The organism is Sulfitobacter geojensis, from assembly GCF_000622325.1.
Lineage (GTDB): Bacteria > Pseudomonadota > Alphaproteobacteria > Rhodobacterales > Rhodobacteraceae > Sulfitobacter > Sulfitobacter geojensis.
This window is the reverse complement of sequence record NZ_JASE01000005.1, coordinates 1,882,797-1,906,301: the sequence shown is the minus strand read 5'-3', so window position 1 is coordinate 1,906,301 and position 23,505 is coordinate 1,882,797. Positions and strand designations below refer to the sequence as shown.

General features: G+C 53.9%; 17 protein-coding genes and 1 tRNA gene. 13 read left to right on the top strand and 5 right to left on the bottom strand.

Translation table 11 applies throughout. The features are described from left to right. Genes Z947_RS0111235 through Z947_RS0111215 form a run of 5 tightly spaced genes read left to right on the top strand, consistent with a single transcriptional unit; the run spans position 1 to position 5,009 of the window. Entirely contained in the window at positions 1 to 771 is a 771-nt protein-coding gene (locus tag Z947_RS0111235) for an SDR family NAD(P)-dependent oxidoreductase (RefSeq protein ID WP_025044405.1), read from the top strand. After that, on the top strand, positions 768 to 1,664 hold the full coding sequence (locus Z947_RS0111230; protein ID WP_025044404.1) for a 2-dehydro-3-deoxygalactonokinase: 897 nt from the start codon (positions 768 to 770) through the stop codon (positions 1,662 to 1,664). The genes Z947_RS0111235 and Z947_RS0111230 overlap by 4 nt, the downstream gene beginning before the upstream one ends. Then, positions 1,661 to 2,266 (top strand): 2-dehydro-3-deoxy-6-phosphogalactonate aldolase, encoded by a 606-nt coding sequence (locus tag Z947_RS0111225; RefSeq protein ID WP_025044403.1) that lies wholly within the window; start codon positions 1,661 to 1,663, stop codon positions 2,264 to 2,266. The genes Z947_RS0111230 and Z947_RS0111225 overlap by 4 nt, the downstream gene beginning before the upstream one ends. After that, complete coding sequence (locus Z947_RS0111220; protein WP_025044402.1) at positions 2,263 to 3,105, top strand: SMP-30/gluconolactonase/LRE family protein; 843 nt, start codon at positions 2,263 to 2,265, stop codon at positions 3,103 to 3,105. The genes Z947_RS0111225 and Z947_RS0111220 overlap by 4 nt, the downstream gene beginning before the upstream one ends. After that, complete coding sequence (locus tag Z947_RS0111215) at positions 3,102 to 5,009, top strand: beta-galactosidase (protein WP_025044401.1); 1,908 nt, start codon at positions 3,102 to 3,104, stop codon at positions 5,007 to 5,009. Before Z947_RS0111220 ends, Z947_RS0111215 begins: the two co-directional genes overlap by 4 nt. Before the next feature lie 11 nt (positions 5,010 to 5,020). On the opposite strand, the gene Z947_RS0111210 is transcribed toward Z947_RS0111215, so the two are convergent. Beyond that, positions 5,021 to 5,896 (bottom strand): hypothetical protein, encoded by an 876-nt coding sequence (locus Z947_RS0111210; RefSeq protein ID WP_025044400.1) that lies wholly within the window; start codon positions 5,894 to 5,896, stop codon positions 5,021 to 5,023. A 224-nt stretch (positions 5,897 to 6,120) separates the two neighbouring features. On the opposite strand from Z947_RS0111210, the gene Z947_RS0111205 reads away from it, so the two are divergent. After that, positions 6,121 to 6,196: transfer RNA gene (locus Z947_RS0111205), tRNA-Thr, on the top strand. A gap of 79 nt (positions 6,197 to 6,275) precedes the next feature. Next, complete coding sequence (locus tag Z947_RS0111200) at positions 6,276 to 7,682, top strand: DUF6538 domain-containing protein (RefSeq protein WP_025044399.1); 1,407 nt, start codon at positions 6,276 to 6,278, stop codon at positions 7,680 to 7,682. A gap of 1,392 nt (positions 7,683 to 9,074) precedes the next feature. Here Z947_RS0111200 and Z947_RS21030 read toward each other — a convergent pair. Continuing rightward, positions 9,075 to 9,500 carry a response regulator gene (locus Z947_RS21030; RefSeq protein WP_025044397.1) on the bottom strand — a complete coding sequence of 142 codons (426 nt, stop codon included), beginning with the start codon at positions 9,498 to 9,500 and terminating at the stop codon, positions 9,075 to 9,077. A gap of 391 nt (positions 9,501 to 9,891) precedes the next feature. Between Z947_RS21030 and Z947_RS0111185 the strand changes: the two genes are divergently transcribed. From Z947_RS0111185 to Z947_RS0111160, 6 genes are all read left to right on the top strand, one after another. Next, entirely contained in the window at positions 9,892 to 10,314 is a 423-nt protein-coding gene (locus Z947_RS0111185) for a transglycosylase SLT domain-containing protein (RefSeq protein WP_420804511.1), read from the top strand. Positions 10,315 to 11,306: 992 nt separating this feature from the next. Beyond that, positions 11,307 to 12,335: an SIR2 family protein gene (locus tag Z947_RS0111180; protein WP_156026650.1), complete on the top strand. Its 1,029-nt coding sequence runs from the start codon at positions 11,307 to 11,309 to the stop codon at positions 12,333 to 12,335. Between the two features lie 10 nt (positions 12,336 to 12,345). After that, positions 12,346 to 14,043 (top strand): ATP-binding protein, encoded by a 1,698-nt coding sequence (locus Z947_RS21025; RefSeq protein ID WP_025044394.1) that lies wholly within the window; start codon positions 12,346 to 12,348, stop codon positions 14,041 to 14,043. A 67-nt stretch (positions 14,044 to 14,110) separates the two neighbouring features. Next, positions 14,111 to 15,724, top strand: a complete 1,614-nt coding sequence (locus Z947_RS22360) for an exonuclease domain-containing protein (RefSeq protein WP_240477532.1) — start codon at positions 14,111 to 14,113, stop codon at positions 15,722 to 15,724. A gap of 357 nt (positions 15,725 to 16,081) precedes the next feature. Then, positions 16,082 to 16,630 (top strand): recombinase family protein, encoded by a 549-nt coding sequence (locus Z947_RS0111165; protein WP_025044392.1) that lies wholly within the window; start codon positions 16,082 to 16,084, stop codon positions 16,628 to 16,630. Positions 16,631 to 16,909: 279 nt separating this feature from the next. Continuing rightward, positions 16,910 to 17,242 (top strand): DUF6538 domain-containing protein, encoded by a 333-nt coding sequence (locus Z947_RS0111160; RefSeq protein ID WP_025044391.1) that lies wholly within the window; start codon positions 16,910 to 16,912, stop codon positions 17,240 to 17,242. A gap of 185 nt (positions 17,243 to 17,427) precedes the next feature. Here Z947_RS0111160 and Z947_RS0111155 read toward each other — a convergent pair whose 3' ends face one another. The 3 genes from Z947_RS0111155 to Z947_RS0111140 form a co-directional block, all read right to left on the bottom strand. Then, positions 17,428 to 18,669 carry a GAF domain-containing sensor histidine kinase gene (locus Z947_RS0111155; RefSeq protein WP_025044390.1) on the bottom strand — a complete coding sequence of 414 codons (1,242 nt, stop codon included), beginning with the start codon at positions 18,667 to 18,669 and terminating at the stop codon, positions 17,428 to 17,430. Between the two features lie 435 nt (positions 18,670 to 19,104). After that, positions 19,105 to 22,206: an efflux RND transporter permease subunit gene (locus Z947_RS0111145; protein ID WP_025044389.1), complete on the bottom strand. Its 3,102-nt coding sequence runs from the start codon at positions 22,204 to 22,206 to the stop codon at positions 19,105 to 19,107. Next, positions 22,203 to 23,360 carry an efflux RND transporter periplasmic adaptor subunit gene (locus Z947_RS0111140; protein ID WP_025044388.1) on the bottom strand — a complete coding sequence of 386 codons (1,158 nt, stop codon included), beginning with the start codon at positions 23,358 to 23,360 and terminating at the stop codon, positions 22,203 to 22,205. The genes Z947_RS0111145 and Z947_RS0111140 overlap by 4 nt, the downstream gene beginning before the upstream one ends. Between the last annotated feature and the right edge of the window lie 145 nt (positions 23,361 to 23,505).

Sequence of the window (23,505 nt, the reverse complement as noted above, 5' to 3'; positions counted from 1 at the left end):
ATGACCCAGAACGCCACATTTCACGACCTCAAGGGCAAGTCGGTTTTCATCACCGGCGGCGGCTCGGGCATCGGTGCGGCCCTGACGGACGGTTTCATGGCGCAGGGCGCGCAGGTGGCCTTTATCGGGCGCTCGGATGCCAGCACCTTTGTGGCGGAAATGACCGAAAAGCACGGCACTGCCCCGCTGTTCTTGCAAGGCGACATCACTGATACCGCGCGATTGAATGAAACCATCACTCAGGCCGCAGCTGCCCATGGGCCGATTGATGTTCTGGTCAACAACGCCGCCAATGACGCGCGTCACAGCACCGCCGAGTTGACACCCGACGACTGGGACAGATTGCAGGCGATCAACCTCAAGGCATATTTCTTTGCCGCTCAGGCGGTGACACCGCAGATGCAGGCCAAGGGGGCGGGATCAATCGTGAACTTCAGCTCGATCAGCTATATGATGGGGCAAGCGGGTTATCCTGCCTATATGGCGGCAAACGGCGGCATCACCGCACTAAGCCGCGGATTGGCGCGCGAATTCGGCGTGGATGGGATACGGGTGAACGCGCTGGCACCGGGTTGGGTGCTCACCGAAAAGCAGCTTGATAAATGGGCAACCCCCGACGGGCTGGCTGCACATCTGGAAAAACAATGCCTCAAGACGCATCTGGCACCGCAGGATGTTGTCGATGCCGTACTGTTCCTTGCCTCTGACACCAGCCGCATGATGACCGGCCAGTGCATGGTCGTGGACGGTGGCGTGGTGGTGACAGGATGAGCGTGACACCGGATTGGATCGCGCTGGATTGGGGCACCAGCAACCTGCGGGCTTGGGCCATGAAGGACGGGCGCGCCGCAGCCAATGTGTCCTCCTCCGATGGCATGGGCGGGCTAGCGCGTGACGGGTTCGAACCTGCGCTCGCCGCGTTGGTTGACGTTTGGGACGTGCCGGCACAGACACCGGTCATCGCCTGCGGCATGGTCGGGTCGCGTCAGGGCTGGGTCGAGGCCCCTTATAACGTCGTGCCCTGTGCCCCCCTGGCGCAAAGTACGGTGCGCGCCCCCTCCGATCGCTTCAATGTTCAGGTGATCGCAGGTCTGCGCCAATCCACACCGTCGGACGTGATGCGCGGCGAAGAAACCCAGATTGCCGGTTTCCTTGCGCTGAACCCTGATTGGGACGGGGTGATATGCCTGCCCGGCACCCATACGAAATGGGTCCAGATTTCAGCCGGCGAGGTGATCAGTTTCCAAACCTACATGAGCGGCGAATTATTTGCGCTTCTTTCAAGACAATCGGTGCTGCGCCACTCGGTCAACGCCGAACATTGGGATCAGGCCACTTTTGATGTCACCATCGAAGACGCCCTGAGCAAACCCGAAAAACTCGCCGCCCGCCTGTTTGCGATCCGTGCCGATGATCTGCTGGAGGGTGCCACCGCCGACGTCGGACGGGCGCGGTTGTCGGGGTTGTTGATCGGGGCCGAACTGGCCGCCGCCCGCCCCTACTGGCTTGGCACGAACATCGCCATCATCGGTGCGGATGGCACCGCAACCCCCTATGCCCGCGCCCTGCAAACCCAAGGCGCGTCTGCCACCATCGCGGACGCCGAACGCATGACACTGGCGGGGCTTACCGCCGCCTATCGCCGTTGGAAGGACACCCTATGACCCTGCCCCTGATCGCCATCCTGCGCGGTGTAACCCCCGCCGAAGCGCCCGCCATTGGCGAAGCTTTGATCGACGCTGGCATCACCACGATCGAAGTGCCGCTGAACTCCCCCGACCCGTTGCAAAGCATAACGGCGCTGGCCCGCCATCTGGGCGACGCTGCCACAGTCGGCGCAGGCACGGTTTTATCGGTCGAGCACGTAAACGCGGTGGCGCAGGCCGGGGGGCAGATCATCGTGTCCCCCAATTGCAATGTCGACGTGATCCAAGCGAGCAAAGCGCGCGGTCTGCAAAGCTGGCCAGGCATTTTCACCCCGACCGAAGCTTTCGCAGCGCTTGATGCCGGGGCGGACGGGCTGAAACTTTTCCCCGGTGCGATGGCTGGCACATCCGGCCTTTCCGCGATGCGCGCAATCTTGCCTACCGGCACTTTGGTCTATGCAGTGGGCGGTGCGGGCCCCGAGAATTTCGGCGACTGGATCGCGGCATCTGCGGATGGTTTCGGCCTTGGTTCGGCGCTTTATAAACCGGGGTTCAGCGCGGCAGAAGTCGGCACGCGCGCACGCGCGATTGTCGCGGCATATCAGGACGCCACCGCATGAGTGTTTTCGATCCTCACGCGTGTACCTTGGGTGAAGGGCCGCTGTGGCATCCTGAACGCAACACGCTGTTCTGGTTTGATATTCTGGGAAAACGCCTGTTTTCACGTCAAGGTGATACGGTCAATTCGTGGGATTTCGATGCGCATTTCTCTGCGGCGGGCTGGGTGGATAAAGACACGCTGGTGTTGGCTTCGGAAACGGCGCTGTGGCGGTTTGACATTCCGTCGGGCGACAAAACCCAGATTTGCGCATTGGAAGCTGACAATCCGGTCACCCGATCCAATGACGGGCGCGCCGACCCTTGGGGCGGCTTCTGGATTGGCACCATGGGCAAAGAAGCGCAAAAGCAGGCAGGCGCGATTTACCGCTATTACCGCGGGGAACTGCGCAAGCTGGTCAGCGATATCACAATCACCAACGCCATCTGCTTTGCCCCTGATCGAAGCTGTGCCTATTACACCGATACCGTCACACAAAAGATAATGCGCCAGCCATTGAACGCCGGTGACGGCTGGCCTGTCGGTGCGCCAGAAGTGTTTATCGATCTTAGTGCCAAAGGGTTGAACCCTGACGGTGCGGTGACAGATGCCGATGGTACGCTTTGGGTTGCAATCTGGGGCAGCTCTTGCGTCATCGCCTTTGGCCACGACGGGACAGAACAGCGCCGCCTGGATGTGCCAGCCCGTCAACCCACCTGCCCTGCCTTTGGCGGCGAAGACCTGCGCGATCTTTATGTGACCTCCGCCGATGAAGGTCTGCCCCAAGATGCAGTGAACGGTGCGACATATCTTTTCGCAGATATGGCCCAAGGTCTGCCAGAGCCGAAAGTGATCCTGTGAAACGGACACTTGGCGTTTGCTATTACCCCGAACACTGGCCGCAAGAAGACTGGGCGCAGGATGCCGCGCGCATGGTCGCGGCGGGTATCACATGGGTGCGGATCGGTGAATTCGCGTGGTCGCGGCTGGAACCGCAGGCTGGCGCGTTTGATTTCGACTGGCTGGATCTTGCGATAGAAACGCTTGCGCAGGCGGGATTGAAGATCGTGCTCGGCACGCCGTCGGCCACGCCGCCGCGCTGGATGCTGGACCGCTTCCCCGATATGCTGGCGCTTGATGCCGCAGGTCAGCCTCGCAAATTCGGGTCGCGCCGGCACTACTGTCACAGCCACGCCGGATACCGGCAGGCAGCGGCGCAAATGGCGACCGTTTTGGGCAAACGCTATGGCCGCGATACACGCATTGCGGCGTGGCAAATCGACAATGAATACGGCTGTCATGATACCGTCCTCAGCTATTCTGACGCCGCGCGGCACGCATTTCGCGACTGGCTTGCCCAACACTATCAAAGCGTTGGTGCGCTTAATCGGGCGTGGGGTAATGTTTTCTGGTCGATGGAATATGATGATTTCGATCAGATCGACCTGCCCAACCTTACGGTGACCCAAGCCAACCCTGCGCATGAAATGGCGTTTCGCCGATTTGCCAGCGATCAGGTGGTCGACTGGAATGCCGCACAGGTGGCCGCGCTGCGCCCGTTGACTGACGCGCCGCTCATTCACAACTACATGGGCCGCGTTCTTGAATTCGACCATTTTGCCGTCGCGCGCGATCTGGATATCGCGTCATGGGACAGCTATCCCATCGGCTTTCTATCAGACAGGTTGGAAGGGGACGCCGCGCATAAGGCGCAGTACCTGCAACAGGGTGATCCCGACATGCAGGCCTTTCACCACGATCTGTACCGCGCGATGAACAAGGGTCGCTGGTGGGTGATGGAACAGCAACCCGGTCCGGTGAACTGGGCCCCCTATAACCCCGCCCCCCTGCCCGGCATGGTGCGCCTGTGGTCGTGGGAAGCCTTTGCACATGGGGCCGAGGTGGTCAGCTATTTCCGCTGGCGTCAGGCCCCGTTTGCGCAGGAACAGATGCACGCCGGATTGATGCGCCCCGATGACCAGCCCGCCGCGGGGCTTGGTGAAGCCGCTGCTGTGGCAGAGGAACTCAGACGGATGCCCGATGTCGCGCATGCACAGGCACCGGTTGCACTGGTGTTTGATTACGCCTCCGATTGGGCGTGGAAGGTTCTGCCGCAGGGCGCTGATTTCGATTATTTTCGTTTGGTTTTTGATGCTTACAAGGCGCTACGCCGTCAGGGCCTGTCGGTCGATATCCTGCCGCCTGATGCAACAGGCGACGATTTGGCAGGTTACAAGGCGGTTTTCGCGCCCGGATTGGCTACCTTGTCCGCCCCGCTGTTGGCGGCCCTTGCCACGACACAGATTCCCTGCCTGATCGGACCACGCAGCAATCTGATGACATCCGAACTTTCGACGGCCTTGCCGCTTGGCCCCAACCTGCCGGATCTCGACATCGCTGTTACGCGGGTCGAAAGCCTGCCGCCTGCCACAACGCGCCGCGTCGCGGGCGGCGGTGCCGTGCTGCATTGGGTGGAGACCCTTGAGGGTAGCGCACCCGCTGTGATCACTGGTGAGGATGGCGCAAAACTGCTCGTGACAAATGGCACGCTGCATTATTTGGCGGGCTGGCCCGATACGGCCCTGTGGGACAGGCTTGTGGACCTGATCTGTGCGAATATCGCACGGTCCCGCCTGCCGCACGGGTTGCGGCTGCGCGATACGGCAACGCATCGTTTTGCGTTCAACTATGCCCCCAAAGCGCAAGACTGGAACGGTCAGAAAATCCCCGCTGCCGGTGTCGCATGGTGGCCGTTAGACGCGTAAACCCGAACCGGTTAAGGGGCGATCATCCGCACCCCGTCGAGCTGCTGGACCGTCAGCATATCTTCGTCATAAAGATCGGTCAGCTCGTCCACGAGTTCATCGGTCCAGTCCGGCATGTCGAGTTCTTCCTCGATCTCGTCTTCAAGTGCGAACTTATCGAGGAAGGCCGTAATCACCCGGCGTTTCTGGATTTCGCTAATATCCTGATGCAGGTGCATATAGCTGCGTAGCCGCTCCATCCCCTCCTTGGACATGATGCTCGCCAAAAGATCAAAACCACCGGCGATCTTTTCGTGAGGTTCTAACCCGCCCAGTTCGCGAATGATTTGCGACCAGATGACCGGCGTGTCCTCGCTGCACCAAACGGTGATCGGCACATTTGGCGCCGCCTCGCGGATATCGGCGATGGTATCGGACCAGCGCAAATCCTGTGGATTGCGTCCCCCCCAAAAGGCATCATCCGATTGATCAATGGCCGTGCCATAAACGATTGGAATAAAGGTGGCCGGATTACGCATCGCCAGAAAAATTTCGACCTCGTCGTCGGGAAAAAGCGCGGCCATATGCGCCATGCGCCCTGCTGCGGCAGGATAAAGAATCCCCTCCTGAATCGCCGTGCCTGCGGTACGAAAGAAATTTGCATCCGACAGGATCAACCGCTCGGCAGGTGTTCCATCCAGCATGACATCCAGCAAAACCTCGCGGGCTTGCGGGGACGCCGGTGTTTTGCGCATGGCATTCAACGTCTCGCGCACCAACCCGCGATAGCTGTTTGGCCCCGGCACAACAATGCCCCGTTGGGCAAAAGATTCCTTGTTGCGCAAGACCGATTTGATCAGTCTTTCCTGCTCGGTAAAGTGAGCGCCTGTCTGTAAAACCAGCTGCATAAATCCAGTCTCGGTACGTGTTGGGATGGTGCTTTGGATACAGGCTCGGGGTGCTCGTGTAAAACATCTAAATCGCATTCGACGCTGCGCAAAAATCCGAATGAAAAAATGATGCATTTTTGGTGCTTAGAGTGCTTGCATCCCAAAACATGATCTACTAAAGAACGCGCACACCTTAGGCGGATGCAAGTCAGTCGGAAGGTCGAGACGTCCTCAGGACGCCTGCCCCTATAGCTCAGCTGGTAGAGCAATTGATTTGTAATCAATAGGTCCGCGGTTCGAGTCCGTGTGGGGGCACCATTAAATCCTAAATTGTTGATAATTATCAGTCGGTTAGGACCTTTGTGCTTCCCTCAAGGTACCACACAAGGTAACACACATGTCCGTTGTATTGCTTGAGGCAGGGGCGTTAATCGTTTTGGCAAAGTACATCTTCAAGAAGAAGAACAGTAAGGTCTGGTACTTTCGTAGACGGATTCCAGAAGATGTGCTGGGACACTATCCAAGCAAACAGGCTAAGGATTTGGTCTTCTCACTTCAGACCACAGACGAAGGTAAAGCTGCAGGGTTGGCCCATAAGAAGGCTACGGAACAAGATGCACTATGGCATAGCTTCAGAACGGGTGAAGTTGCCGAAGGTCCTGATCTCGTCAACGTAGCACTCGCTATACTGTCCAAGTTTGGCCTCAAACCAGACCAATCCAAAGCGTATGCGAAACATGACTTAGAGCCTGACGAATTTCTTGATGAGCTTCGATATCAAGCCGATGCAAGAGAACCCGAAGGCAACCAGAAAGATTGGGGAGCTAGGCTTCCAAGCGAATACCAACTTGCAGCTGAAATGTACTATGGGAAGAAAAAGCCGATCTTTCTCTCAGAAGCTTTGAAAGAATTTCTCGAACTGAAGGGCGAATCTCCTGACCATGGTGCTGGCAGGGACCGTAACAGGGTTGTGTCTGAGTTCATTTCGAAATTCAGCGATTTGCCGATTGATCAGTATAGCAGAGAAACAGCAAACGAGTTCGTTACACACCTGAGGAGCAAGGGCAACAAAACCGAGACCATCAAGCGTCGCATTAACTCCATTAGGCCCATCTTTAGGACGATTTCACGCGAACACGCATTGATTGATAGGGAAATATTCCAAGCTATCCAGATACCTAGCTTCGGTGATGATGCCAAAGCCCGCCTTCCCTACACATTGTCTGAACTGAATATGATTCAGAAAGAGTGTTTAGCGAAAGACGATGATATCAAATGGATCATTGCGCTCCTTTCGGACAGTGGCATACGCCTTAGCGAAGCAACGGGCCTCATGACTGAAGATGTGTATCTTGATGCCGATGTTCCCTACATAGCGGTAAGGCCAAACGAGGCTAGAGGGCTGAAAACTAAAGGCTCGAACCGGAATGTACCCCTTGTAGGGGCGTCGTTATGGGCTTTAGAAAGGGCTCTACCTCATTCCGAGTACGGCTACATCTTTCCCCGATACATTGATGCAAGCAAATCTTCTAAGGTTAACAAAGGTACTCACGCATCAAATACGTTAGCTAAGTGGCTGAGAACGCTAGACATCGAAGACAAAAGCCAAAAAGCTACCCATTCATTTCGGCATAGTGTTCAAGATAGGCTGCGAGAAGTGCAGACACCTGAAGAGGTCAGGAATGCGATCTGTGGTTGGTCCAACGCCGGAATAGGGGCCGGATATGGGAAGGGCTTCAGTTTGACAGTTCTGAGTGAGCATATGGAAAAGATCGTGTTGCGAGATTGGGGACCTCACTTATAGCTCACATAAAAAGCGATAATTTCAATCTGGAAACATAGGTTTACTGGACGATCCAAAGACCGTTAAGCCTAACCGCTGATGTTTATTGAGTAGATGTGTCTGGGTAGCCATGATCATTCTTCCCATTGTTCTCGCCGCATTAAGGTTTCCCCCAAGAACAGCGTGTAGCACTCAAAGGCTACTTACGGATGGCTCCCCAATTGATGCAAACCTAGGCTAAAACCAAAGTCTTCTTTATATATGGTGACGACGGTTTGCTAGCGAGTCCATCAAGTGTTGCCCCAAGGAATATTGCGCTATGCCTAACGGGTGTCACCAAAGTTACGTAGCTTTCAAAGACGAGTTCACCTGTTTCTGGTTCGGGCGCAATACCCTTTACGACATCAATGACTCCTGCATTCCAAAACTTTCTACAATAGCTATTTGCACATTTCACGATGTTTGGGTAGGCGCGGCATTGACGCCAGAACAAGCGCATCTGTTCGGGCCCTGCCCCAAGAATATACTTGTTGGTCAAAATTTCCCTGAGGTCACTATTTCCAGATCGGGCCTCATCGATAAGGCCCTTTATATAACCTAGCCTTTCGCTTGGCTTCATGCTGTAGAGCTTCTCAGTCATAAGCATTGTGCGATCAAACAATATTCTATTGTCGTACCTCTTTGTCGGACTACCCCATGAATTCTTCGGATTGACCGCGCGATCTCTGCGTTGATAGTTGGCTTTACGGCAATTGTCTGAGCAATATTTTTGGTTTGAACGTCTAGGTGTGAACTCGGATTTACATGTAGGGCAAATTGAATTTGTTTTTGTCACTGTTTTCTTCCTTTTCAGCATTCTGGGACCGGTTGGTTCCCTCATGTTGAGGCCGAAGAATGACCAGCCAACGTTTTTGAGCTCAAGAATATGCCTTAAGCACGGATTTCGACCAAGAAAATAGTCGATAACATACTTACCTTACAATATGTTACGCCTAATCGTGGCTGTGCTCTGAATCAGTCCAAAGGAGCGACCATAGGTGGCCACCTGTTGAGGCTAGCCGAAAACACCACTCCACCACTCATACAGCGCCCTCTTATGGAATCCCTACCTAACCTAGCCTGATCTTGCAGGAAGGATTCTGACGCCCCCTCAAGGGGCCTAGGAGGGCGTCACTGAGTTTAGCTAGGGTGGCCCCTCCACGTCACGCCCTGACCCAGTATGGGGTGGCCTTACAGCAGAATTAATTACAGGTTTTTAGGTGATACGTTGAGAGGTCTATGCAGTACCGAAGGCTACCTCAGTTTGTCTTACTCACTGCTAAATTACGTCACCCTAAGCTGGCCTAGTTGGCCTCTGAATAACTATATATGTTAAGGCCTGTCTCCAAATGCTCAGGGAATGTGTCTATTGCCTCAATGAATGCGCTTGTGCCCTTTTAATAGACGGGAAACCTTCTCCTTTAAATCACTATACTCATATGGTTTACTTAGGAGTGCGGTTGTTAGGCCATCCAGACGAATATCGGTAGCGAGTTCTGTCGGAAATCCTGTCACTATCAGTATTGGCATTGAACGAACTTTGTAATCCTCACTTTCACGCAACCAACTTATTATCTTGTCTCCATACAAATCTGGCAACTGAAGGTCGATTATACAGAAGTCATAGTCAAATATTGAAGTGGTGAATTTGCTCAAAAAACTACTGGCCTCCCCTGCGCTTTCGACACAACCACCCATTTTCTCAAGCTGCTTGGTGAGGACCGTTCTAAATTCCGCATTGTCATCGACTACGAGTACGCGAAAAACTCTATTTAAATCATAAGAGCTAATAATCTGCATTGATATCTCGGCAATCAAACACTTTTGTAGAAAGATAACACGTGAGCTTGGTTAGCGCTAACAAAACATATTCATTAAAATTGATAGCTTAAGGCCGCTCGAGGCAAACTGCGCTTGTAGCAGCAGCCGTTGAGCCGGAAGTTTGGGATAGCTTGAGACCGCCTACGGGGATCTTGGCTACGTCATTTAGCACTGCTTTTGATTCTACATCGATTAGTCGCCATCCCTTCGCTCAGACATGACAACAGGCAGTCTACCGCCCAAGAAATGGCCTGTGGATTGCCGTTCCAAAAAGTATCGATAAAGAAGGGTATATTCCAACGCAAGGTCGCCAGACATGTCACACTATACACGCCGTTTGCTCTTGGCATTCCTGTGCGCCTCTACCGTCATGGCCTGTAGCAGTTCGCCCGAACAGAAGTCTCTTCCAACTGACCCGCCGCTTTATCCAAACGAGACGCCCCAGCTGCGCGTCAAGATCAACCACTGGGCAGATTTTTACGACCTACCCCGCACGTTAGTACACAGCGTTGCAATCCGCGAAAGTACTCATAACCCGAAAGCTCGCAACGGACCGTATTACGGCTTGATGCAGATTTTGCCTTCCACGGCACGCGTTATGGGATTTAGGGGCCACAACAACGATTTATTGGATGCAGATACCAATCTGGAGTTCGCGCTCAAGTATCTTCGTGGCGCATGGCTTCTCTCGGATGGAGACCAAGCAAACGCAGTCAAGTGGTATTCAAGAGGCTACTATTACGAAGCTAAGCGACGCGGGATGTTGGTGGAAACCGGCCTTAGGCCATCCTAGGTTTGTCTTTTCTCACAGTCAATTTACGTCATCCCAAACTGACCTAGTTATCCTCGGCATAACTATATACGCTAAGCATTGGCACCTAATTTTTCTCAGATCTCGCCAGTGAGTTGAACTCCGTATTGCTTTGCTCTGAATCGGTCCAAAGGAAATGCCTAGTCCCCCTTGCATCTGTGACGTCACCCGAAATCCGAAATGCAGCATTTTAGGATTCATACAGCGCCATCTCGGGCAATACCCGACCTACCTAGCTCAATCCTACAGGAAGGACACTGACGGCCCTCTCCGTGAGTCCTAAGGCCCACAATGGGGCCGTATTGCGACTGCCCGTCGTGATCACTCCCAGACCCAGTGAAAGCTGCCCTGTCAGCGTGGTTAATTTACGATTCTAAGGTGATACATCGAGGGGTCTAGGCCATAGCTAAGGATACCTAGATTATCTTCTTTTACCGCTGTGTTTAGGTAGCCTTCATGACTATCCAGTTATCCTCTGCATAACTATATACGCTAAGGATTGGCCCCGATTGTTTGCCAAACATACAACAGGCACAACGTACCTCGGCTTTGCACTGGATCGGTCCAATGAGAGCTTTGGGTCGTCCCTGCCCCCTAAGTCAACGCACCACTGAATTTGCAAACAAGGAATCCATACAGCGTCATCGTTGCCAATGCCTGCCCAGCCCACCTCAAACCTGTAAGGTGAGCTCTAGCGGCCCTCCAGTTGGCTCCCAGCCCTACCGTAAAGAGGGCGTTGCGCTGAGCAGGCGTGGCAAGTGGTAAAGCAAGTCATGTCCTAGGAATTCTAACAGTAAGGGCGGGAAGCAAACCTTCGCTGCGGCGGGCACATCGCGTAGCTTTTAACTCGTTAGCAATCATTCGACTGAGAAACTAGCTATATAGAATGATGATGCTGAGGCTGGTGATATCCTGCAAGGTGTGCAACTGTGGATTGAACGCAATTACCCAGTCTAATTTTGAGAAATACAGATTTGAATATTGAAGAATTCGTCCCAAAGACGGGAACAAGCATCGACAACCTTGGTTTTCTGTTTGGCGCGGGTACGTCATTTGAGTCAGGGTATCCGCTAGTCACAGGACTCACAAAATCTGTAGTTAGCGCGCTAACTGGCAAGGATCGCGCCGCGATGGATGAAGTACTTTATGCCTCTGACTTGACCTATGATGGCGTAAACGGACTACCCAACATCGAAGAAATTTCAGATCTGGTGATTGCCTATCATGCGAACAACCCTCTCCAAAAATATCAGCTGCTTAAAGAGAAAATACGAGAGTTAGTCCGAGAAGTAATTCTGGGCGTAACGAAGCCTGACATTTCCAATCAAGTAGCGCTCCTGCAACGGCTGAAATCGAGGGCTTTTGAGCGCCCAACTAACGTATGGTTCTTTACGACGAACTACGACCTGTTGATAGAGGATGCCTGTTCTGAAGTTGGCTTGAAGTTGGTGAATGGTTTTGTCGGAGCGACAACACGGCATTTTTCGGAACAAGAGTTCTCAATGGTATCCGGCGAGACATCGGGCTCAACCTTCAAGCCTGAAAACAGCTTAACGATTCGTCTGATAAAGCTTCATGGATCGGTGTCTTGGTACAAACGAGGAGAAAGAATTTTCGAAGCAGCTCCAAGCGCTATCGTCGACCAAGATGCCAGATGCATGGTTCTTCCGAGGCGCACCAAAGTGATAGAGACCTTGTCGCGCCCATATGATCGCCTCTTTCATGTATCAAGCTCGATCTTAAGTAGCCGCTGTAAGTACCTTATCTCATCGGGTTTTAGCTTTGGCGACAGCCATATCAATGACAGCTTGATGACTCCCCATATTTCATCTGGAGGCATATCACTCTCCAACTTCTGCGAAGTCGAACCGCAAGGCCTTAGTGAATTACGCGCTAGGCCTAATGTACTCCACGTTTGCAAGGACAAAAAAGTGATTGGTGGGCGTGAGCATGCCGAGAGCAGTGATGCGTGGAAATTCAGTAAGTTTGTTGAACTTTTTTAGGGGATAGAATTTGAAACATCAGATCGGAAAAGTGATTGAGGTCAAAGGCGATACTATTGCCGTCGCACTAATGGATTTCGATGGTGATAATAACGTTGGTGTACCCGAAGAAATGGCCGTTGATGTCGCAACACCTGACGGTCCAGTTAATATCTTAATAGGCCAACCTGGCTCGTTTGTAGAATTGTCTTTGCCCAACGGTACTTTGCTTTGCTTGGTTACCGAAACTCGAATGAGGGAGGCCAATGTTGGAGCGGTTGAAGTGAAAGCAACAATTGCGGCAGGAGATTTTGTGGTGGATCAGGTCTTGAGGCAACTCGTAACAATCCCGATTGGAACTGTGGATACCACTGGAGCATTTGAACGAGGAACCAATGTATTACCAACGGTAAACGCGCCAGTTTTCGCGGTGCTGCCATCAACAATCAACAACATCTATACCAGTTTTGCAGAGGGCGATTTCTCATTGGGAAAGCTCTCCCTCCTTCCAGAGCAAGATGCAAAAATGAACCTTGACTCATTCCTTAGCCGTCATGCAGCAATACTTGGTCAAACCGGTGGCGGAAAATCTTGGACGGTTGCGTCGGTACTGCAAAAGATCGCAGCTTTTCCTCAATCCACAGTCCTACTCCTAGATCTACATGGTGAGTATGCTCAGGCGTTTGGTGATGAAGCCGAAGTCATTTCGGCCGCTGATATTGAAATGCCATATTGGTTGATGAACGCTGAAGAAATCCTTTCTCTAATGATAGATCGGGCTGAGTCCAGCGCTCCAAACCAGAACGCAAAGTTTAAGGAACTATTGCAGGCGGCAAAGGAAAATCATCCGGAGAATGCCGCTCTTGGATTGGAAAAGGTGACCATCGACACACCAGTGTACTTCGACCTCACGGAAATTATCGACGAATTCACACGTCTTGATATCGAGATGGTTCAAGGTTCTACTAAAAAAGTTAAAGGCCCGCTTCACGGGCAGTTTACTCGCCTTCTTATGCGGCTAGATTCACGCTTAAACGACCGACGTTACGACCTTATTTTCAAACCTCAGACATATAACACCAGCGCCTCAATGGATGACCTATTCCGCAAGCTGCTTGGTGAAGAAAGTTCAAATCGTAAGAAGATTGTCGTTCTTGATCTCAGCCCAGTGCCTTTCGACGTTAGAGGCTCTTTGATTTCATTAACATTGAGGTGCTTGTTCGATTTCTCTTACTGGCATAGTCGCCTCAAAGGTTCGCGCTTTCCGATCTCGATTTTTGCAGATGAGGCTCATATCTACTTGAGCGACTCTGCATCAAATCAAGCACCTAGAGAATCCGCTGAAAGGATTGCTAAGGAGGGGCGAAAATACGGCATTAGCCTGACGGTGATTAGCCAGCGGCCCAGAGAGATGTCGTCTACGATCTTGTCGCAGTGTGGAAGCTTTCTGTGCTTAAGGATTTCCAACCCAGATGACCAATCGTATGTTCGCAATCTGCTACCAGACTCGGTGCGAGGAATTACATCGATGTTCTCTTCCTTGAGACGTGGTGAAGCGATCCTCATTGGCGACTCTATGATTATGCCCACACGCATCAAAGTTGACAAACCTAACCCCACTCCTGACAGCGCTGATGCATCATTCACCGCCCTGTGGAGTGAAGAACCTGCAGAGCTAGATGTTGCGGGGGTGTTGACGACTTGGCGAAATCAAAAGGTCCCTAGCTAAAGTTGGAGCGTCGAGGAACGGAATTTAAGTTTTTGGTTGAGTTTTTGTGCTATTTCGGAGGGACATAGTGTTTGCATTTTTCAAAAAAATTTTAGGTGGTCACAAAGCTATTGGAGCAGTGAAAAGCGACACGCCGTCCGTGAACGTTAGCGTTGAACGCGAGCCTTTCGCTGAGGGTTTCAACCTAGAAGATATCGAGCAAGAGAGCAGAAGCAGACTAGAAGCCATGTCCGTCCAGATGCCTGGAGGCGACTACTTCTCTTTGCTTGAAAAGTTGCAAAGCGCAATCTCAGAGAAAAGGTACTCCGACGCCGCAGAAGCTGCCCACTTGAGTATCACTCCGCTCCGAGATTGGTTGAGTGACCCAAGAGGGCATGGGGAGCGCCTACACCTCCGTATTCCGGCGCTGCAACAAGGCGGTACAATGATGGCGCTGACTGGTGACACTGAAGGGCTTTCAAAGGTGATCGATCTTACACGAAAATTCGATCACCTAGAGCCATATAGGTCTGATGCTGAGAAGCATATAAAGTCTGTTGAGCTTTTTGAGCGTATTCGACAACTCGTCATGTCAAAACCTGGTGTGCTGCAAAACAAGGTCAAGGCGGAACTCGACGAGCAAGATGGTCGTCATATAGGGAACCTGATCTCCTGGCTGGTAAAAGCTGGAGAGATATCTAGAGTGCAAAGCGGAAAGACATATGCGTTAAGCATGGCCGAATTTCCATCAAATTCGGTCGAAACTGACCTTATCGAACAGGGTGCGCCTTCGCCGAGTCCCGCACTTCCTAAAAGAGATACCTCACCCGATTTGCAGAGGTTTTTGAACCAAACGTATCGATTTGTGGCCCTAGACGTCGAAACAGCAAATCGGCAACATAGCAGCATATGCCAAGTCGGATTGGCAATGGTTGCCACCAATGGTGACATCGAAACCATCAGCATCCTTGTTGACCCTGAGCAAGGCTTTGAGAGTTTTAATGTCAATCTGCACGGCATTGACGAAACAACAGTAAAGGGCGCTCCTTCATTCGAGGAAGTCCTTCAACTCTTGCGGCCGTTTTTGGAGCGACACGTACTTGTACAACACAGTAATTTTGACAAGCAGGCGTTCAACGCTGCCGGTAAATATTATGGCGTTCCAGAGCTGCGAGCGACTTGGGTAGATAGCGTTCAAATAGCACGTAAGGCCTGGCCAGAACTGAAAGGCAATGGCGGTCACGGCTTGGCTAGCTTGAAGACTCACCTAGATCTTAAGTTTGAGCATCACGACGCTGAAGAGGATGCTCGTGCTGCTGCCGAAGTTGTTCTTTTGGCGGAAACAGTAACAGGTGAAGACTTCTCAGAACTGGCAAAGCCTAGAAAGCAGAAATACCAAACTTCAGTAGCTGTTTCAGGCAATCAAAATGGTCCGCTTTACGGTCATGTTGCGTGTTTTACGGGGCAACTGGCAATGTCGCGTGTGGAAGCAGCTACTTTTGCTGCCGGAGCTGGGATCACAATCAAAACAGGCGTTTCTAAGAAGGTAACGCTGCTGATCGTCGGTGACCAAGATATCTCGACGTTAGCAGGACATGATAAAAGCAGTAAGCATCGACGTGCGGAAGAACTGCAGCGTGAGGGTCATGAAATTAGAATTTTGGGAGAAACGGAGTTTCTTATGCTGATCGCAATCGACTGAAAATCAGCTTACGAAAAGCTGCATCGCAGCGTCCTGAATGTCGGTCAACGGCAGGTATGGGCCGTTCGCTTCTTCAGCCATACACAGACCTGTTTGATCCGGTCCAAATTATGCCAATAACAATAGCAGCAATAACCCCTGTTTTTTGAAGTCACCTCCTCAGACCCCCTACCCCTTCTAGGAAAAGCTGCAAATCCTCCTTGCCTCCTCTCGACTTCAGTCTCTGCCATTAGGCCATGGTCTTATGTCAGCCCACAATGGTGGCGCTTTGTGCTGCCTTTGGAGTGGGTATCAGCTTTTGGCAGACAGTTTGCCACCACTCCTTAGACCCTAATGTCAGACAAGGAGTACATGACAATGATGATTGGATACGCAAGAACATCGACACTTGAACAGAAGGCATCCCTAGAGGCCCAGAGCGAGTCACTGAAGGCCATGGGGTGTGACAGGTTGTACGAGGAGCAAATCAGCTCTGTTGCGCCCAGAGAGGCCCTTAAGGCTGCTTTAAGCTATGCCAGAGATGGCGACACACTTGTCGTGACCAAGCTGGATAGATTGGCCAGATCCGTTAGGCACCTAGGCCAGATCGTAGAAGACCTAGAAAAGAAGGGAGTTGGCCTTAGGGTTCTCGACCTTGGCCTTGATACGTCAAATGCAACAGGTAAGCTTATGCTGAACGTCCTTGGGTCGGTGGCCCAGTTTGAACGTGAGATGATGTTGGAAAGACAGCTTGAAGGCATCGCCAAAGCCAAGGCGCTGGGCAAGTACAAGGGAAGGAAACCCAAGGCACAGCTTCAGGCAGACCAGATCCGAACTTTGGTGGCCCAAGGGCTGTCCAAAAGAGCCGTAGCTGAAGAACTGGATTTGTCTGAGAGGTCTGTGTATCGGGTGCTTGCAAACGCATGAGCATTTCTTGGAGGTTCCGCCACTTTGATAGCAGGGTATCGTGGGACCTCAATTCGCTTGCTTTAGTTAAAATTCCCCTTGGTCGTCAGTTGGAAACGAAACCGAGGTAACACAAACGGTCACACACGAATAAATCGACAGCTTGAAACCGCTCTAAAAACAAGGGTAATGTGAGTCCATAAACCGTAACCACACACCGTGTGGGGGCACCATTAAATCCTAAATTATTGATAATTATCAGTCGGTTAGTACCTTTGTGCTTCCCTCAAGGTAACACACATGTCCGTTGTATTGCTTGAGGCAGGGGCGTTAATCGTTTTGGCAAAGTACATCTTCAAGAAGAAGAACAGTAAGGTCTGGTACTTTCGTAGACGAATTCCAGAAGATGTGCTGGGACACTATCCAAGCAAACAGGCTAAGGATTTGGTCTTCTCACTTCAGACCACAGACGAAGGTAAAGCTGCAGGGTTGGCCCATAAGAAGGCTACGGAACAAGATGCACTATGGCATAGCTTCAGAACGGGTGAAGTTGCCGAAGGTCCTGATCTCGTCAACGTAGCACTCGCTACACCGTCCAAGTTTGGCCTCAAACCAGACCAATCCAAAACATGACTTATGGGCGGTCGTATTCCGATCCCGAACCTCCAGCTGTTCTTGCTTCATGCTCCTGAACAATTGCAGTTGGCCGACCGTTAACGGGTATCGATCAGCTACCGTTTTGGTTAGCTGACCGTTCTTTCGGAGCTTTCGAAATGCGAACGGGTATTAAAACTCTGCCGCATAGCAACCACCGCGTATTACAACGCGACCTCTTGGAGTGGCGTATAAAAGGTGAAGGCTGTCGTTCCATTGCTGCAACTCACGTCGATCTGACCACCGTGCGCCAGGGCGATCGACGAAGCAATGTAGAGACCAAGCCCCAAGCCCTCGCCTCGCGTATCAGCGCCACGTTTGAACGGATGGTACAAGTTTTCGCGCAAATCGTCGGGCACCGGATCGCCCTGATTTATCACAGTTATCTCGACACCTTTACCGCCAATTACGCCTTTAACCCTTATGGGCGTGCTTTCCGCCGCATGGCGCACTGCGTTAGACAATAAATTTGATACAGCCTGTGCGACGCGCGGTGCGTCGCAGTAAATGGGTTGTTCGAAGGACAGATCGAGATGAACGTCAGTATCAGGTGCCCCCGCACGTACCTCTTCAACAATTTGGGTAATCGCCTCTGCTAAGGGTGCGTCGGCTGTCCTTGAAATGCGAATACCTCCGCCCAGTCTGGCCTTGGCGTGCATCATCATATTATCAACGAGTTCATTCATACGATATACGGTGGATCGCATCATCGGCACGATCTCAGCAGCCGAGCCGGTTAACTGCTCGCTGGCCAGTAACTGGACACCGGAATTGAGCGCCGCCACCGGATTGCGTAGATCATGCCCAAGAACGGCGATAAACTCTTCCTGAGCGCGGGCCATCTCGCGCTCCTTGGCGACAAGTTGTTCTTGCGCTTCCAGTTTTTCCTCGGTTTCAAGGCCCTGCCCGATGAGATCCGCAAACATCTCTAACATCGCCACTGCGCGTGGATGCTTCACATCGCGCGGCTCTGTGTCGATGGCACAAAGCGTGCCAAAGAAACTGCCATCGCTGCGATGGATCGGTATTGAAGCATAGCTGACAATTCCGAATTTTGCCGCGATAGGGTGGTTCCCATATACTTCATCGGTAGCGACGTCGTTGAATAGGACCTTTTGCGAAGACAGGCGAACCGATTGGCAGAACGTTGACTGAATTTCAATCTCGTCGCCTTCGGCCAGGCCGAAGTTGACTTCGTCGACGGTTCGGCAGGCAACCCAGCGATCCTCCGTAACCCTGGCAACCGCCGCAAAACGCATATTCGTGGCAAGCATCACCGTTTCGAGAATTGTCGTGATCAGGGCACTGCCCGCAATCATTTGGATATCAGACTGAAAATCGTGCTTTCCAAGTAGGAAAGCCGAATGGTCTTGGATGACTGCCTGCCTGCTTGCTATTTCTGTCATGTTTGTCCCCGATGATACTGAACCAAGGTAATATCCCCGAGGGGGATCACCGATTTCATCTTCTAGGTAAATAGCGAATAGCGACACCTTTAGGCAATGCACATAAGTATGTTCGACCCGTCGCGCTTTGCTCGGACAGTCACAGTGACCTGCTCCCCATTGTGTCCCCTACTCTAGGTGCGCACGGTGCGGGTTTTGGTCTTTTTCTGTTCGCTTAGCGTATTCCCAGACGAAGGTATGAGACACGCCAGCACCCTAGCTGACCAATCGGACCGCGTGAATTCACAACGGGGTATGGCACTGCTCACCTGCCCCCTAGAACGCAAGCGCGCTGAAAGCGCCGCCGCACGAAGCGCGGATAGCGCAAGGCAAGCATGATCAGGCGCATATCAACGCAACGTTCAAGGTCATCGGAAAGCCGCAAATCCACGCAGATCAGATCGTAATGTCACGCCCTTGTGCTTCGGCCAACTCTTGCTGAAGCCGTGCTTCGTTCTGCGCCTGAGGTGTCGAAAACCGTGCGAGCAAGGCATATGCAACCGGCGTCAGGTAGAGGGTGAACAAGGTCGCCAAGCCCAGACCGCCGACAATCACCCAACCCAAGGCCTCGCGCGCTTCGGCACCTGCACCGGAGGACAGGACTAGGGGCACACCACCCAGAACCGTTGATGTCATCGTCATCATCACGGGCCGCAGGCGGATGGTGGATGCGTCGATGATCGCAGCCTGCACATCCTGTCCTTTGTCGCGCAGCTGGTTGGCAAATTCGACGATCAGAATGCCATTCTTGGCCATGATGCCGATCAGGATCACCAGTCCGATCTGGCTGTACACGTTCAGGCTTTGCCCCGACAAGAGCAGCGCAAACACCGCACAGGCCAAGCCCAGCGGCACCGTTGCCATGACAACAACCGCCGACACAAAGCTTTCGAATTGCGCCGACAGCACCAGAAACACGATCAGGATGGCAAAGCCGAAGGTCAGCAAGATGCCCGAGTTGGTCTGATCCAGCGTCGCAGCTTCGGCCAGTGGCACGATGCGGTTTTCATCGGCAAGGATCTCGTCGCCGATGGCCTGCACCTGCGCAAACGCATCCCCCAGCGAAAGCTGCGGCGTCAACCCCGCGGACAATTCGACCGACCGGTTCTGCCCTTCGCGGTCAAGCTCCGGTGCAACGGCGCGCTCTTCGAGTGTGACGAAGCTCGACATGGGCACCATCTGTCCGTTCGCGGATTGCACGAAGATGTTCTCAAGGTCGCCGGGGTCGTTAATGGGGTTCGAAGTCGACAACATTTGCACATCAAAGCTTTTGTCCTTGATGAACACCGACGCCACCTTGCGCCCGTCCAGCAATGCCTGAAGCGCCTGACCAAGGCCCGTGATGTCGATCTGAAGATCTGCGGCCAAAGCGCGGTCGATCTGCACAAACAGCTGCGGTTGGGTGCGTTCGTATTCCAGCCGGACCTGCCCCATGCCGGGGGTCTCGTTCAGCCGATCGACCATGGTTTCGGCCACTTCGGCCAGCTGGTCATAGCTGTCACCAGTGATGCCAAAGGCCAGCCCGCGCCCTGCCCCGCGAATGCCCAGCGAATTGGGCTGGATCGCAAAGGCCCGCACGCCGATCACGCCGCGCAGCTTGCCGTTGATTTCGCCGACGATTTCTTGCTGGCTGCGCGCGCGGTCCTGCCATTTCGCCAAGGTAAAGACCATAAAGCCGCGGTTATCAGCCCCGAAACCACTGATCGAGAAGATGTTGGTCACCTCCCCCGCGTCTTGCAACGGCTCAACAAGATCCTCGATCTGGCGCATTTTACCTTGTGTATATTCCAGCGAAACACCCTGCGGCGCGGTGATGCTAAGCAGCGCAAGGGCGCGGTCCTCCGGTGGGGTCAGTTCTTGGCGAATGGTGCTTGCCATCAGGATCGCCGTCACCAAAACAAACCCCGATGCAAGAACGATCACAAAAGGAACGGCCAGGGCCGCGCGCAGGGTCATGGCGTAGAATTCCTGCATCTTGTTGCCGAGCCAGATCATTGGGCCGCGCGGGTTCTCTTTGACAGGTGCCGTTAGCAAACGGCTGGCCAGCACGGGGCATAAGCTAAGGGCGACAACCGAGGACAGCAAAACCGCCATCGCCAAGGTAAAACCGAATTCCCGAAACAAGCCGCCCGCCTGCCCCGGTAAAAACGACAGCGGCACAAACACAGCCGCCAGCGTGGCGGTTGTGGTCACCACGGCGAAAAACACCTGTGCGGTTCCATTCACGGCAGCGGCGCGCGGCCCCATGCCGGCGGCGCGTTGGCGCACGATGTTTTCAAGCACCACGATTGCATCATCCACCACCATGCCCGTCGCCAGAACCAGCGCCAGCAAGGTCAGGATATTGATGGAAAACCCCGCCATGTAAATCGCCGCCAGCGTGCCGATCAGGGCCACCGGCAAGGTTAGCGTGGGGATCAGGGTCGCACGTATGTTGCGCAGGAACAGAAAGATCACGGCGACAACGATGGCGATGGCAAACCCCAGCGACTTGATCACCTCTTCGATAGAGCCGGAAATGAACGTCGCATCATCGGAGGTGACGAAGATGTTAATGTCCTCGGGCAAGGTCTCGCTCAGCTGCGCAACGACGGCACGCACGTTGGTGGAGATTTCCAGCGTATTCGATGTGGCTTGCCGGATGATGCCAATGCCCAGCCCCTGCCGCCCGTTCGCCCGCAGCGCCGTTTCGCCGTTGGCCGGCCCAAGCGTGACGCGCGCCACATCGCCGACCAATACGTCCGGCTTGATCTCAAGCGCCTCAAACGCGGCGGCGGTCGCGACGCTGGCGGTGGTGCGCACATTGATCGACTGGCGGTTGCCAGCCAGGTCACCGGCCGGCGCATCAAAGGCCACGCTGGACAAGGCGCGTTGCATGTCCCCCAAGGACAAGCCCCGGCTGGCAAGTTCAAGCTGGTTGATATCCACACGGAAAATCGGTTCGCGATCACCGTAAATTTGCAGATCCGCCACCCCCTCGACCGAAATCAACCGGTCCTCGACACGGTCCTGCACGATCTGTGTCAGCTCTTGCGGGGATCGGCTGTTTGAGGTCACAGCGATCCGCATGACCGGTTGCGCATTGGCGTCGGCCTTGACGATTTCGGGTTGATCGGCGTCTTCGGGCAATTGGTTGACGATGCGCGCAACAGCGTCGCGGATATCGGTTGCCGCAACATCAATATCAACGTTGTCGTTGAATTCGACGGTGACACGGCTGCGCCCGAAGCGTGAATTCGACGAAATGCCCCGCACGCCAGAAACGCGCCCCACCGCCCCTTCGATCCGGCCGGTCAGCTCCTGATCTACAGATTCAGGCGAGGCACCGGCAAACGGGGTGGTGATGGTCACAACCGGCCGGTCCACATTCGGCAGTTCGCGGATTTCAGCGCCAAACAGGGCGGCGATGCCCGCAAGAACGATCAGCGCATTCAAGACAAACGCAAGGATCGGGCGGCGCACAAATACGGCTGTGCCCGGTGCCGCGGGGGCGCTCACTGGCTGTCTCGCGCAACAGACGCGGATCGAACGGGCGGCGCGATTTTCACTTCGGCCCCTTCGCGCAATGTTTGCACGCCTTCGGTGACGACCTGATCGCCCGCGCTCAAGCCCTCAGCCGCCACCAGAACCTCGCCACTGTTGCGCTGCACGATGTCGACCGTCACGCGCACCACCTTATTGTCCCGCACGACCCAGACAAAGGGGCCGTCGCTAGACCACTGCACCGCCAAAGGCGCGATCGAAAGCAACGTGTCCCCGGGAAAGGTCAAATTGACCGAAAACGCCATGCCAGCGCGCAGCATATCGGCATCATTGGCAACGCGCCCCTGCACCAGCAACGTGCGGCTGGCACGATCAACAACGGAGTCAATGGCGCTGATTTCACCCGTCAGACGTTCCTCGCTGACGCCGAGGGGTGTTACCTCGAACACCTGCCCCACCTTGATGTTGCGCACCGCCCGTTCCGGCACGCGAAAATCTATCAGGATTTCGGAACGATCGGTAAGGGTCACAATGACATCCTGCGCGTTGACGCGGTCGCCTTCCTCCAGATCAATGATCCCGACCCAACCGGAAATTGGTGCCGCGATCTGGCGTTGGGACAGGTCGAACTCTGCTTGGCGCACGGCCAGTTCCGCGCTGCGCAAGGCCAGTTCCGTTTCACGCAGGCGGACTTCTGTGGTTGCCCCCGAAGCCTGCAAGCGTTTGATACGGACCTCTTCCGCGCGGGCATCCTCTAGCTGGATGCGGGCCTGTTCCAGCGCGATGGTTTCTTCCTCGTTTTGCAGCTTAACGATCACCGCGCCGCTTTCGACATAGCCACCGGCGGCCAAGGAGAGATCCGTGATCACCCCGACAGCGTTCGACCGCACTGTCACAGACCGGCGCGCGCGCCCGTCACCGATGGCTGTAATGCGATCCTCACGGACCATTTCACCCACGGTTTCGGTGATCACAACCGCCGCCCCCCGCGACGGGCGGCCCGATCTGCCCTGCCCCGCCGCGTCGTTCTGTGCGGCTTCCACGCCCAAAAGATCAAGAAGGCCGGCGCGTTCCAAAAGCGGGCGCGCCGCAGGCACATAGGTGATCCAGATATAAAGGCCGCCAGCAAGGACCGCGAGTGACAGGACGAGTTGGCGTAAAGCTTTCATGGGGCGGACTTTGTGCTGTTTGCGGATTGGGCTACCATCTAGCGGATGAGACGAAATTGCACATTAAAAGTTTGTGATAGTGGGCGACAGCACAGCATTGCGCTGCCCCTGCGTAAAATCGCCTTAAACAAGGGCGCATTTTAAA